The organism is Brachybacterium halotolerans, assembly GCF_016623465.1.
GTDB classification, from domain to species: Bacteria; Actinomycetota; Actinomycetes; order Actinomycetales; family Dermabacteraceae; genus Brachybacterium; species Brachybacterium halotolerans.
Map to the genome: position 1 here is coordinate 1 of NZ_JAEDAJ010000017.1, position 13,751 is coordinate 13,751.

The following is a 13,751-nucleotide window of genomic DNA, read 5'->3' on the forward strand; positions in this document are numbered from 1 at the left end:
TCGACCCGCACCCGCCCCGCGGCGGGACCGGCCGCCTCGCGGCGGGGCCTTCCCCGCTCAGCGGCGGAAGCGGTTCCGGATCCTGCGCAGCGGACCGCCGCGTCCCGACGAGCGTCGGGCTCCGGCCGACCCGGACTCCGCGCGACTCTCATCTGCGCCGCCACGGCCGGCGGCGTGCGCACCGCTCTCCCCTGAGGGAGCCGTGTGCGCGGGGCCGGGAGCCCGGTGCGAGTTGGCCGAGGTGTCGGAACCGGACGACGCGTCGGCGCTCGGTGAGGCACCGTCGGCCGCCCCCTCCGGCGATGTGCCGTCGGCCGCCCCCTCCGTCGCGGCGCCGGCGGGCGCCTCGGCCGGCGAGGCCGGGGAGACCGGCGCAGATGCCGAGCCCGCTGCCGCCGGGACGCCGGCCGACCGAGTGGACGCCGCCGGGGCCGAGGCCGCAGTATCGGCCGCCGCCCCAGGATCATCCGTCGCGGTGCCCGGCCCGGACGACGGGGACTCAGGACCCGACGAGCCCGACGCCGCTTCCGACGCCGTTTCCGCCGCCGTGCCCGACGCCGCGGGCGCAGACGCCGCGGGCGCACCCGCCGCGCCCGTCGTCGCGCCCGACGCCGCGGGCGCAGCCGCCGCGGCCGCCGCGCGCTCGCCGAGCTCCTTGGACTGCGCCTCGCGCTTGGCCTGGGCGTCGCGCTCCGCCGTCTCGCGACGATCGCGCTCGGCGGCCTCGCGACGCAGGCGGCGACGCTCGCCCGGGCCCTCGGTGAGCCGGTAGAGCACCGGCACGATCACCAGGGTGAGCAGGGTCGACGTGACCAGGCCGCCGATCACGACCACGGCCAGCGGCTGGGAGATGAAGCCGCCCTTGCCGGTGATGCCGAAGGCCATCGGCAGCAGCGCGAAGATCGTCGCCGCCGCGGTCATGAGGATCGGCCGCAGACGCTTGGCGGCGCCCACATGGATCGCCTCGTCCAGGGCCATGCCCCCGCGCCGGTACTGGTTGACCAGGTCGATGAGCACGATCGCGTTGGTGACCACGATGCCGACCAGCATCAGCAGGCCGATCATCGAGGGCAGCCCCAGCGGGACGCCGGTGAGGACCAGCAGACCCAGCGCGCCGGTCGCCGCGAACGGGATCGACACCAGCAGCACGAGCGGCTGCACGAGGGACTTGAAGATCCACACCAGCAGCACGTACACCAGCAGGATCGCCGCGAGCATCGCGATGCCCAGCTGGCCGAACGTCTCGTCGATGTCCGAGGCCGAGCCGCCGAGCGATGCCTTCACACCGCTGGGCAGGTCCGCGTCGTCGATCGCCTTCTGCGCCGCCTGGGAGACCGCGCCGACGTTGTCGCTCGAGGTCGGGGCGAGGGAGACGGTGACCGTCTCGACGTTGTCCTGCGTCGCGATCGAAGGCCGGGACTCCTCCTCGCTGACCTTCGCGACGTCCGTGAGCGGCAGGCCCTCGGCGAGGTCGAGGTCCTTGAGCTTCTTGAGCGTGGTGACGTCGTCCTTCTGCTCGACGTAGATGTCGAGGTCCTCGTCGTCCAGGGTGATGGTGCCGACGGAGCCGGGGTTCATCTTCTGGGCGACCAGGCCGACGACGGTCTGCTCGGTGAGGCCCTTCTCGGCGGCCTTCTTGCGGTCGACGGTCACCACGGCGGTGGGCTGGTCGCCCTCGAGGTCGCTCGTGACCTCCTTGACGCCGCTGGGGGCCGGGTCGAGCTGGTCGAGGATGGCGTCGTTCGCCTTCTTGCGGTCCTCGGCCGTGGGCCCCGTGATCTGGATGTCCACGGTGCTGGAGCCGGTCGCCGACGTCATGTCGGCCGCCTCAACGTCCCCGGGGTCGGGGAGGTCCTGCAGGGTTCGGACCATCTTCGTCTGCAGCGCCTGCTGGTCGGAGTCGGCGTCGGTGGTGATCGAGAAGCTGATCTCGTTCTCCCCGCCGCCTCCGGCGCTGAAGCCGCCGCCGTCGCCGCCGGAGCCGATCGTGGTCTGCACGGTCTCGACGCCGTCGAGATCCATGAGGGCCTTCTCGGAGTCCTTCGCCTTCTTCGAGGAGTCCGCCAGGCTCGTCCCGGCGGGGAGGGTCTGGGTGATCGAGGCGATGTTCTGCCCGGTGTCGCCGAGGAAGTTGATCTTCAGCAGCGGCGTGAGGAACACGGTGCCCACGAGCACGAGGATCGCGACGGCGACCGTGATCAGGCGCCGCGGCAGCGAGTTCAGGGTCAGGCGCAGCACGGGCGCGTAGAGGCGGTGGAGCCAGGTGCGCTCCTCGCGCGCCTCGGCGGCCTCGCGCACCTTCGCGACCTGCGCCTCGTCGTCCGGATCATCCGGCACCGGCTGCTTCTTGGGCGGGCGCAGGAACCAGTACGCGAGCACCGGAACGATCGTGAGCGCGACCAGCAGCGAGCTGAGCATCGCGATCGCGACGGTGAGGGCGAACGGTCGGAACAGCTCCCCGGCCATGCCGGCGACGATCGCGATCGGCAGGAACACCACCACGGTCGCGAGCGTCGAGGCGGTGATCGCGCCCGCGACCTCCTTGACCGCGTCCAGGATCGCCCGTCTGCGGGTCTTGCCGTAGGCCAGGTGTCTGGTGATGTTCTCGATGACCACGATCGAGTCGTCGACCACGCGGCCGATGGAGATCGTGAGCGCCGCCAGGGTCAGCATGTTCAGCGTGTAGCCCGTGACGAGCATGCCGATGAACGCGATGAGCAGCGAGGTCGGGATCGAGATCGCGGTGACGAGCGTCGGACGCAGGCGCCGCAGGAACAGCAGGATCACGCCGACGGCCATGACCAGGCCCAGCAGACCCTCCTCGGCGAGGGACACGATCGACTCGCGGATGAACGGCGCCTGGTCGAAGACCACGTCGCTCTTCGCGTCGCCGCCGACCTCGGCCAGAGTGCTGTCGAGCTTGGAGGAGACATCCTTGGAGATGTCCACGACGTTGCCGTCCGAGGTCGCGGTCACCATCATCACGAGCGACTCGCGGCCGTTGGTGCGGGAGATCGAGGTGGGATCCTCGGTGGTCTCCTCGACCTTCGCGACGTCGCCCAGGGTGCTGACCTCCTGCTGACCCTGCTGGCCAGCCTGGCCCGACTGGCCCTGCTGACCCGACTGGTCCTGGCCCGACTGGCCCTGGTCGGTCGCGGCGCCCTGGTCGGCGCCCGCCTGGCCCTGCTGGCCCGCCTGACCCTGCTGACCCGACTGGCCTGCGGCGTCGCCGCCGGACGCGCCGTCGCTCGACCCGTCGGCCGATCCGCCGGAGGCACCGGAGGAGTCCGACGAGCCGGAGGACGCACCCTGCGAACTGGGCATGACGACCATGCCCTTGAGGTCGTCGATGCTGGTCATCTCGTGGCCGATGACCACGTCGATGCTCTGCTTCTTGTCGGTCACGCTGCCGCCGGGCAGGGAGAGGCCGTTCGCGTCGAGCGCCGTGGAGATGTCGTCGTCGGTGAGGCCGCGCTTCTTCATCTCGTCCTCGTCGGGCGTGATGCGCACGATCTTCTCGGGCGCACCGATCACCGCGACGGAGGAGACGCCGTCCACGCGCTCGAGCTCCGGGGTGACGCTCGTGTCGAGGCGGTCGGCGAGCTCGGACGGGTTCAGATCGGAGGAGACCGACAGCACCACGGCCGGCAGATCGCTCGTGCCGCCGGAGATGACCTGCGGGTCCGCGCCCTCGGGCAGCTGGTCGTCGATGCGCCCGATCGCGGCGTCGACCTGGTTGGTCGCGCGTGCGGTGTCGGTGCCGTAGGTGAGCTCGACGGTCACCACCGAGACGCCCGCCTGGGAGGACGACGAGGTCTTCTCGACGTCCTCGATGCCGGTGACCGCCTGTTCGACGGGCTTGCTGATCTGCTTCTGCACCTGCTCCGAGGAGGCCCCCGGCGAGGTGGTCATCACCTGGATCTGCGGGAGCGAGACGGAGGGGATCAGCTCCTGACGCATGGTCGTCATCGCGAAGATCCCGATGATCGAGACGGCGATGCAGACCAGCGCGATGAACGGGCGATTGTTCAGGCTGAGCTTGGCCAGACGGTTCATGAGTCTCCTGGGCCGATGGGCCGGGACGGTCGAGCGGGGCGTGCGGACTCGGCCGACGCGAGGCGGCCATCCTCGGGCATTCGACCACAGGTCGGACATCCCGAGCATCAGCCGAAGGTCGGAGCATCGGGTGTGATCCGCGCCCCGCCCGTCGACCCTGCGGCCCCTGGCACGATGGATGCGTGCCCGACCCCTCGCCTGATCTTCCCCCCGACTCCTCCTCCGCCTCCTCGCGCGACTCCTCCCCCGCGCGGCCGCCCGAGCCCTCGCCCGCGGCGGCGCGGCGCTCGGTCGACCGCGAGATCCTGCGCCTCGCGCTGCCCTCGCTGGGCGCGCTCATCGCCGAGCCGCTGTTCGTCATCACCGACTCCGCGTTCATCGCGCGGGTCTCGACGACGTCGCTGGCCGGGCTCGGCCTCGCCTCGACCGTGCTGACGACGGTCGTCGGACTCTCCGTGTTCCTCGCCTACTCGACGACCGCGGCGGTCGCGCGGGCCGTCGGCGCGGGGCGCATGCGCGAGGCCATCGCCCGCGGGGTCGACGCCGCCTGGCTCGCCCTGATGATCGGCGCGGGCTGCCTGCTCCTGCTGGTGGTCGGAGGCCCGGTGCTGCTCCCGCTGTTCGGGGCGGGGGCCGACGTCACCGCCGAGGCCGCCGTCTACCTGCGGATCTCCGCGCTCGGCCTGCCCGCGATGCTCTCGGTGCAGGCGACCACGGGCCTGATCCGAGGGCTCCAGGACGCGCGCCTCCCGCTCGTCGTGGCCGTGGGCGGAGCGCTGCTGAACATCCCCCTGAACGCCGTGCTGATCTTCGGCCTGGGCCTGGGGATCGCCGGCAGCGCGACGGGCACGGTGATCAGCCAGTGGCTGATGGCCGGTGTGCTGCTGGGCGTGGTGGTGCGCCATGCGCGGCGCGAGGGCGTGGCGCTGCGGCCGCATCTGGGCTCGGTCGCCGCGACCGGCCGCGAGTCCTTCCCGATGCTCGTGCGCACGCTGAGCCTGCGCATCGTCACCCTCGTCACCGTGCTCGTCGCGGCGCGGCTCGGCGCGGTGCAGCTGGCCGCCCACCAGCTCGCGAGCACTGTTTTCATGCTGCTGTCCCTCGCGCTCGACGCTCTGGCGATCGCTGGCCAGGCCCTCACCGGCAGACACCTGGGCGCGGCCGATACCACGACGGTCCACGCCGTGACCAGCCGCCTCACCCGGTGGGGCGTGGGCGGCGGGGCCGTGGTCGGTGTGGTGCTGCTCGCGGCGAGCTACGTGGTGCCGTCCTGGTTCAGCCCCGACCCGGCCGTGCAGGAGAGCCTGCGCGCGGCGCTGTGGGTGCTGGTCATCGCCCAGCCCGTCGCGGGCTACGTGTTCGTGCTCGACGGCGTCCTCATGGGCGCGGGCGACGCCCCTTACCTGGCCCGCGCGGGGATGCTCACGATGCTCGCCGTGATGCCCGGCGCGATCGTCGTCTGGTTCTGGGCGCCGGCGGGTCCGCTGGGACTGGCCGCCCTCTGGGGCGCCACGAACCTGCTGTTCATGGTCGCCCGCGCCGTCGCCCTCGGGGTCCGCGTGCGCGGGGACGCCTGGATGCGCACGGGGGCGTAGGGCGGCACGGATCCGGCGCGGGCGCGCACGGTGCGCGGCGCGCACCGAGGACCCCGCCGTGCCCCACGTGCCCTGCGGGAACACGCGACGATGACCAGGATCTATGACAGGAACGGGCCGTTCCTGTCATAGATCCTGGTCATCGTCAGGCGCAGGGGCCGGGGCCGACGGGCCGACGGGCTGGCGGGCCTGCGGGCCGACGGACCGCGGGGGCTCAGTACTCGCTGTACTGGACGGAGAGCTTCCCGTCGTCGTCCACGGTGACCGCGCCCGAGACCGTGATCGAGCTGTCGCTCGTCTCGTCGGTCGGCTTCTCGTCGTCCAGGAACGGCTCCTGCTTGTATGAGTAGACGGCGGAGCCGGCGTCCTCGTACCCGGTCGAGAAGTACCAGCCGTCCTCCTCCTCGACGGTGACCGTCGGGTAGTCCTCGATCTTCCACGAGCCGGAGTCGTCCACCTGGTCGTAGACGTACGCCTCGAAGGGGCAGTCCTCGGGAGCGGCGTCCTTGCTCGTGGCGCACTCGTCGATCCTGGCGTTCACCTGCTTCTGGACCTCCTTCAGACCTGCCTCGGAGAGCTGGTAGAAGGGGCTCGCGTAGGTGTCCTCGTCGCCGCTCGGCTCGACGAGCACCGGCACCTCGCTGTCCGTCACGGTGACGAGATCGGAGGCGGCGGGCAGCGACACGGTGTACGTGCCGGGCAGCGCCGGCAGGTCCACGTAGCCCGGCGACAGGTCCAGGTCGGAGACGTCGACCTCCTGATCGTTCACGAGGATCGTGGACGTGCCCTGGTCGACCACGAGCCGGAGCGTCGAGTACTCGACGGCGCCCAGCCGCCACGACGGGAAGACGACGGCGGAGCGGCCCGCGCGCTCGACCGTGAAGGTCCGCTCGCTGGTGACGCCATCCTGCGTGATGCGTGCGGTGACCTGCGCGGATCCGTCGTCCTGCCGGTCGGTGGCCGTGATCTCGTGGGAGTCCGGACGCTGCGCCGCCGCGCCTGCGATCTCATCGGTCAGCAGCACCTGCTGAGCGGTGGGCACGTTCGCGGGCGCCAGCTCGGACGCCTGCGAGGCCGAGCCGTCCTCGAGGGCGGAGAGGTAGGCGTCCACGCTCTTCTCCGGTGCGTAGACGGTCCGGGCGATCACGTTGTACGCGATGACGAGGCCGACGACCAGGACGCAGATCGCGCCGGCTCCGGCGAACCCGGCGATGAGGCGGCGCCGCGCCTTCTTCGAGAGCGGGCGTCGTTCCTGGGTCCCGGGCGCCGATCCCGACATGTCCACGGTCGTCGCGCCGCCGGCGGCGGCACCGCCGGCGAGGCCGGTCGCTGCACCAGCGGCGAGCCCGGTCGCTGCACCACCGCCGAGCGCGGCACTCCCGAACGGGGCGCCGGCCGGAACACCGGTCGGGGCACCGGTCGCGGTTCCCTCGGCGACTCCCGTCGCCGGGCTGCCGGGGCCGTTGGCGCCGGCAGACGCGTCGGCAGGCGCCAGGGGCCGGCGGAACCAGGAGAGCGCGCGGCGCGACAGAACGGGGACCAGCAGCGGGGCGAAGAACCGCGAGAGCACCTCGACGATCACCCCGGCCAGCAGCGCGAGGAACGGCGTCCACCAGGCGAGGCCGACGGAGCCGGACATCTGCTCGCCGCCGCCGAAGAATCCGCCCTCCACACCGACGGACACGGAGACCCGTGCCAGCACGAGCAGCACGATCCCGCCGGCGAAGTAGACCACAGGGAGCGCGGCCCAGGAGACGACGAGGGCGATGATGTTCCCGGGCACGATGCGCCGGCCGTGGTTCCACGGCAGCGAGACCACCAGCAGCACGCCGATCCCCACCAGGATCGTGATCAGCCACGCGTACCAGGGCAGGTCGAAGACCGTAGCGCGGCCTGTGAAGCTCGAGGACGGCAGGAACTCGCCGAGGAGGTCGGGAGCGTTCGCCTTCGCCGTGAGCGAGGACAGCAGCGGCAGCCCGGTGAGCGCCGCGATCATCTGGCCGCCGAGCAGCGGCAGCAGGAGCACGAGCACGAAGACCGGCGGCTGCTTCCCGTCCGCGAGCGCCTGGATCGTGGTGCCGATGGCGCCGAGGACCCCGAGTGCGATGCCGATGACGAGCGCGTGGACGACGGCGAGCTTCGCAGCGGCCGGCAGGTCCGCGACCAGCGGCCACCAGGCCCAGCGTGCGCGCCGGCTCATCCGGCCGAGCCCGATCGCGAGGGTGATCAGCAGCAGCGAGCCGAAGAACGCATCGAAGCCCGCGGCGTGCACACGCAGGGAGAAGCCCTCGTCGAGCGGGACGGGCTGGGCGAGGACGAGGGCCGCGAGCACCGTGAACAGTGCGGTGGCGATGCCCGTGATCAGCGCGCTGACCCAGATGCCGAGGAGCCCCGTGCTGCGTCCGCGCTGGACGAAGCGGCCTCCGTAGAAGGCCAGCAGCACCATCACGAGCGTGACGACGAACGGGAGCAGCCGCACGGAGGCCCGCAGGGCGACCCCCTCGAACTCCGCGTGCGTCCCCCAGGAGCCGAAGGATGCCATCGCGACCAGCTGGAACGGCATGCGCACGATCATCGCGATCCCGCTCAGCGCGCCCTCGGGGTCGATGCCCGCGGAGTCCAGCTCGTCGCCGACCTCCCCGGTGCCCGCGGCTCCCACAGCCATCGCCGCCGCCGAGAGCAGCACCGCGACCAGCGAGGTGAGGAGCGCGCCGACATAGGCGACGCCGCCCACCGCGAGCGACCGCAGGGGGCTCTCCAGCCCCGCTCCCCGCAGCGTCGCGACCACCTGCTCCGTGCTCATCGACGACGAGGCGGTCGGCATCGCCTGCGGCCCGGCGGCCGCGGGCGATCCCTGGCCCGGGGCCGACGGCGACCCCTGGGCGGGGGCCGCGGGCGACTCCTGCCCGGGCGCCGCTCCGACGGGTGAGGCGGGTGCCGGCGATCCGGCGGAGGCCGAGGCCTGCTGCTGGTCGGTGCCCGCCGGGCCGTCGGCGGACCGGGTCGGGTCCTGCCCGTACGAGCCGTACGAGCCGTACGAATAGTCGGTGGTGCGCTGCTCGCCCTCGGGCGGGTTCGCGGCGGTGTGCTCAGGCGGCTGCGCGGACGGCGTCGTGCCGTCGGGCGCGGACGTGCCGTCATCGGGCGTCGTCATCGGAAGGTCCCCTCGTGCTGATCCGTGGTGTGCAGGATCGGATCCCGCCCGCACCGCTCGCGCCCACCATGAGGAGCCGATGATCAGGGTCCGTGCGGGAGATCTTCACCCTGTTCTCAGATTAGCCCCGCCCACCCACAGATCCAGGGAAATCCCGACGTGCGGACGCCCGATTTCCGGGCGCCCAATCCCGGGGCGCACGAATTCCGGGCACCCGATCTCCCGGCGCTCGATCTTCGGGCGACCGCATATCGGACGCTCGATCTTCGGGCGACCGCGCGGCCCGCCCCGTCAGCCGACCGGCAGACCCGCTCCCTCCCGCGCCGCCCGCTCGCGGACAGTGCGCGCGGCCTCGACGAGGTGCCGGAGGCTCTCGGTGGTCTCCTCGTAGCCGCGGGTCTTGAGCCCGCAGTCGGGGTTCGCCCACAGCCGCCCCTCCCCCACGCGGTCGAGCGCGGCCGAGAGCTGGGAGCGGATCTCCTCGGTGGCGGGCACGCGCGGGGAGTGGATGTCCCAGACGCCCGGGCCGATGCCGCGGGAGAAGCGCTCGGGATCGAGGGCCTCGAGGATCTCGCCGCGCGATCGGGCGGCCTCGATGCTGGTGACGTCGGCCCCCAGGGCGTCGATCGCGTCGACGACCTCGTTGAACTCCGAGTAGCAGAGGTGGGTGTGGATCTGGGTGGCGTCGGCCGCGCCGGAGGTGGCGAGGCGGAAGGAGTCGACGGACCAGCGCAGGTAGTCGTCCTGGTCGGAGGCGCGCAGCGGCAGCAGCTCGCGCAGCGCGGGCTCGTCGACCTGGACGATGCCGATGCCGGCCGCCTCGAGGTCCGTGATCTCGTCGCGCAGCGCGAGGGCGACCTGGTCGGCGGTCTCGCCGAGGCTCTGGTCGTCGCGCACGAACGACCAGGCGAGGATCGTCACGGGACCGGTGAGCATGCCCTTGACCGGCTTGTCGGTGAGCGACTGGGCGAAGGTCGACCAGCCCACGGTGATCGGCGCGGGACGCGACACGTCGCCGAAGAGGATCGACGGGCGCGTGCAGCGCGAGCCGTAGGACTGCACCCAGCCGTGCGCGGTGGTCGCGAAGCCGTCGAGGTGCTCGGCGAAGTACTGGACCATGTCGTTGCGCTCGGGCTCGCCGTGCACCAGGACGTCCAGGCCCAGCTCCTCCTGCAGCGCGACGACGCAGCGGATCTCCTCGCGCATCGCCTTCTCGTAGGCGGCGTCGTCGATGCGCCCGGCACGGTGGTCGGCGCGTGCCCTGCGCACGCCCGCGACCTGCGGGAAGGAGCCGATGGTGGTGGTAGGCAGCACGGGCAGGCCGAGCCGCGACTGCTGGGCGGCGCCGCGCACCTCGAAGGCGGAGCGCTCGAGGTCCGCCGCGGTCAGGCCCGCGGTGCGCTCGCGCACATCGTTGCGGCGCACGCCCGCGAAATCGCGCGGCACGGAGCGGGGCCCGTCGACGGAGCCGGGGGCGACGGAGGAGCCCGCGAGGGCCACGATCTCGGCGATCTTCTCGTCGGCGAAGGCGAGGGTCGCCCGCAGGTCGGCGGGCAGATCGGTCTCGCGCTCGAGGGTGTGCGGGACGTGCTGGAGGGACACCGAGGTCGAGACGACGACGGCGCCGGGGTCCCCGCCGGCCTCGGCCACGCGCTCGCGCAGCAGGGCGAGACGGGCGGCGGCCGTGGGCAGCTCGGTGCGCCACACGGAGCGGCCCTCGACGAGGCCGGCGGCGATCACGGTGCGGCCGACGCCCGCGAGCTGCGTGGCGCTCGGGATCTCGCCGCGCGTGAGGTCGAGGTGGACGGCCTCGATGCCCGTGGCGAGCAGGCCGGGCAGCAGGTCGCCGATGCCGCCGTAGGGGGTGGTGACGAGGATCTGCGGACGGTCCTCGGCCGACGCCAGGCGGCCCTCGGCGCGCTCGAGCAGCGCGGCGAGGCCCTGCGGGTCGATGCGCTGGTCGGCGGCGAGCGCGGGCTCGTCGAGCTGCACCCAGGTCGCGCCTGCCTCGTGGAGGCGGGCCAGCAGCTCGGCGTAGACGGCGACGACGTCGTCCAGGCGGTCCAGAGGGTCGAAGCCCGCCGGTGCGCCGTCCTGCGCCTTGGCGAGCAGGAGCAGGGTCAGGGGGCCGACGAGGACCGGTCGCGCGGCGGCGTCGGCACCGCCCTCGAGGCTCTCGCGGAACAGGTCGATGACCTGGGTCGATGCGATGTGCAGGTCGGTGTCGGGGCCGATCTCCGGGACCAGGTAGTGATAGTTCGTGTCGAACCACTTGGTCATCTCGAGCGGCGGCTGCTCTGCCGTGCCGCGGGCCAGGGCGAAGTACCCGTCGAGGTCGATCGTCCCGTCGGCCGAGCCCGATCCGTCGGCCGAGCTCGCGCCGTCGGCCCCGAGGACGTCGGCGAAGCGGTCCGGGACGATGCCGACGGCGAGCGCGGCGTCGAGCACCTGGTCGTAGAGGGAGAACGTCTCGGGGATCGCGGCGGGGCCGGTGAGGCCGAGCTCGGCGAGGCGGGCGCGGGTCTCGTCGCGCAGCGCGCGGGTGCGCCGTGCGAACTCGGCGCGGTCGATGCGACCGGACCAGTAGGCCTCCTCGGCCTTCTTGAGCTCGCGGTCGGGGCCGATGCGCGGGTAGCCGACGGGCGTAGCGGCGGGCAGCGGGGCGCGGGCGGCGTCCGGGGTGCGGGGAGCGTTCGTCATCGGGCATCTCCAGTGGTCGGGTCGATTGTGGTCGGGCCGGGTGCGGTCGGGCCGGATGTGGTCGGGGAGGGTGCGGTCGGGTCGGACCAGCGGTCCAGGTCGAGGAATTCGAGCACGTCGAGGGACTCGGCGTGGCGGTTGAAGGTGAACAGGTGCAGTCCGGGGGCGCCGGCGTCCAGGACGCGGGTGATGAGGTCGACCGTCCAGCGCACGCCGATGCGCCGCTGCTCGGACTCGTCGCGCGCGGTCTCCAGCGAGTGCATGAGGTCGCGCGGGAGCGGCACGCCGGAGAGCTCGCCGAGGCGCTCGAGCCGGCGCGGGTTCGTGGCGGGCACGAAACCGGGGATCACGGGCATCCGCAGGCCGGCGTCGCGGGCCTTCGCGATCAGTGCGCAGTACTCGGCGGGGTCGAAGAAGACCTGCGTGATCGCGAAGTCCGCGCCCGCGCGCTCCTTGGACAGCAGCACCTCCAGATCGTGCTGGGAGGTGGGCGACTCGGGGTGGCGGTGCGGATAGGCGGCCACGCCCACGCTCACGCGTCCTCCGGCCAGAGCCGCCGTGCGCTCGCGCTCGACCTCGCGGATGAGGTCCACGAGCGGACGGGCGAAGGGGATCTCGTCGTCCTCGAGGTCGTGCCCCTCCTCCTGGTCCCCGCGCAGGGCGAGGATGCCGCGCACCCCGCGGTCCAGGAGGGCCTCGACGACGGTGCGCAGCTCGGCCCGGCTCGAGCCGATCGAGGTCACGTGCACGAGGGGCCGCAGATCGGTCTCGCGCAGCACGTGGTCGGTGAGCTCGAGGACGCGCGCGAGGTTCCGCTGGCCGGTGCGGCTGGTGACGGAGACGTAGTCGGGCGCGGTGGTCTCGAGCTGGGCGATGGTGTCGCGCAGTCGCTCGAAGGTGGTGTCGGTGCGCGCCGGGAACAGCTCGTAGCTGAGCGCGGGCCTTCGACGGGATGCCACCGTGCGCTCGAGCTCGGGCAGGGTCGTGGGCGCTGTCATGCCCGGGAAGCTACGGGAGGGAGCGGGCGGCCCCGAAGGACGGTGACCGTGTGTGAACCCGGTCTCACGGAAGGCCTGGTGAGCGGGCCGGTCAGTCCTTCTGCGAGGCCGCGCGGCGGAGGACTGTGAACGCAGGCTTCGGGCTGCCGTCCTCCTGCAGGATCCCGAACCCGCTGCCGTCGGTGGAGCGGAGCTCGTAGAAGAAGGAGGCCAGCAGCGCGGGATCGTCGAGGACCTTCACGTACCGCGCGTACGCGTCCGCCTGGTCCGCCTCGTCGAACCGGTCGTCACCCGTGGGCAGGCCGATCTCGCCGATCATCATCGAGGCGCCGTACCGATCGGCCAGCCGCTTCGCGCGGGCCGGCAGGGCGTCGAGCGCCGCGGCGTCCAGGTCGGGATACGCGTCGACGGTCAGCACGTCCAGGCTCGGCGCGATGACGTCGAAGATCTCCCTCCAGCGGCGCTCCCGGGCGTCGTCCACCGGGTATCCGTACAGGTTCGTCGTCACCCGTCCGTGGGGCGCATGCCGGTGCAGGGCCGCCTGCGCATCGCCGAGGGCGCGCGCGAGGAACGCGAGGTAGTCGGCCGTCGCCTCGCCCTCGAGCGGCTCCGTCGAGCGGGGATCCCAGCCGTCGGGCTCGTTGAAGACCTGCCACACGTACGACTGGTCGCCGACCGCCCGGGCGATGGCGTCCCAGTACTCGCGCATGCGCCGCAGGAACACGGACTCGTCGACATCGTCGCCCGTGCGCGCGTCCACGAGCAGCAGGCAGACCTGGAGTCCGCGCTTCCGCGCATCGGAGACGTCGCGCGCGAGCGCCTCGAGCCCCTTCTCGTCCATCTCCACGGGACGCTCCGCATCGCCCCACGAGCGCAGCACGGACTCGGTGTCGACGCCGAAGCGGACCCAGCCCAGCCCGAGCTCGGTCGCGAGATCGAGCTCGCGCGCCATGCCCAGCCCGCCGTCGCGGGAACCGGCGATCGTGACGCCGAACCGGCCCAGCGGCACGGCGGGCTCCGCGCGGGCCGAGCCCGAGGCCGTCAGGAGCACCCCGGCCCCCACGGCCGCCGCGCCCACGACCCGTCGCCTCGAGGGGAGCGCGCCCGGAAGGGCCGCGCCGACGTCGGTGTCGATGTCGGCGCCGACAGGGGCCTGACCAGGCGAGCTCCTGGGGGTCATGGTGCGATCCGGGACGCGGCGATCACGAAAGCGAGCACCGTTCCAGGATAGACGGGCGGGCGGATCGC

6 protein-coding genes are annotated in these 13,751 nt (G+C 72.8%); 1 reads left to right on the plus strand and 5 read right to left on the minus strand.

Annotated elements, in window-relative coordinates:
* Positions 1-57 precede the first annotated feature (57 nt).
* Positions 58-4,056, minus strand: coding sequence for an efflux RND transporter permease subunit (locus tag I8D64_RS16415; RefSeq protein ID WP_200503361.1), 3,999 nt, complete (start codon positions 4,054-4,056; stop codon positions 58-60).
* Positions 4,057-4,238: 182 nt separating this feature from the next.
* Between I8D64_RS16415 and I8D64_RS16420 the strand changes: the two genes are divergently transcribed.
* On the plus strand, positions 4,239-5,651 hold the full coding sequence (locus I8D64_RS16420) for an MATE family efflux transporter (RefSeq protein ID WP_200503362.1): 1,413 nt from the start codon (positions 4,239-4,241) through the stop codon (positions 5,649-5,651).
* A gap of 214 nt (positions 5,652-5,865) precedes the next feature.
* Here the strand turns inward: I8D64_RS16420 and I8D64_RS16425 are convergent, their stop codons facing one another.
* The 4 genes from I8D64_RS16425 to I8D64_RS16440 all read right to left on the minus strand — a co-directional run bounded on the left by I8D64_RS16425 (position 5,866) and on the right by I8D64_RS16440 (position 13,683).
* A complete protein-coding gene (locus tag I8D64_RS16425) occupies positions 5,866-8,805 on the minus strand; it encodes a YML083C domain-containing protein (protein ID WP_200503881.1) in 2,940 nt (979 codons plus the stop codon).
* Between the two features lie 291 nt (positions 8,806-9,096).
* Positions 9,097-11,505, minus strand: coding sequence for a 5-methyltetrahydropteroyltriglutamate--homocysteine S-methyltransferase (metE, locus tag I8D64_RS16430; protein ID WP_200503364.1), 2,409 nt, complete (start codon positions 11,503-11,505; stop codon positions 9,097-9,099).
* Entirely contained in the window at positions 11,502-12,503 is a 1,002-nt protein-coding gene (locus I8D64_RS16435) for a methylenetetrahydrofolate reductase (RefSeq protein WP_200503365.1), read from the minus strand. Before I8D64_RS16435 ends, metE begins: the two co-directional genes overlap by 4 nt.
* A gap of 91 nt (positions 12,504-12,594) precedes the next feature.
* Positions 12,595-13,683: a glycoside hydrolase 5 family protein gene (locus I8D64_RS16440; protein WP_200503366.1), complete on the minus strand. Its 1,089-nt coding sequence runs from the start codon at positions 13,681-13,683 to the stop codon at positions 12,595-12,597.
* Positions 13,684-13,751 lie beyond the last annotated feature (68 nt).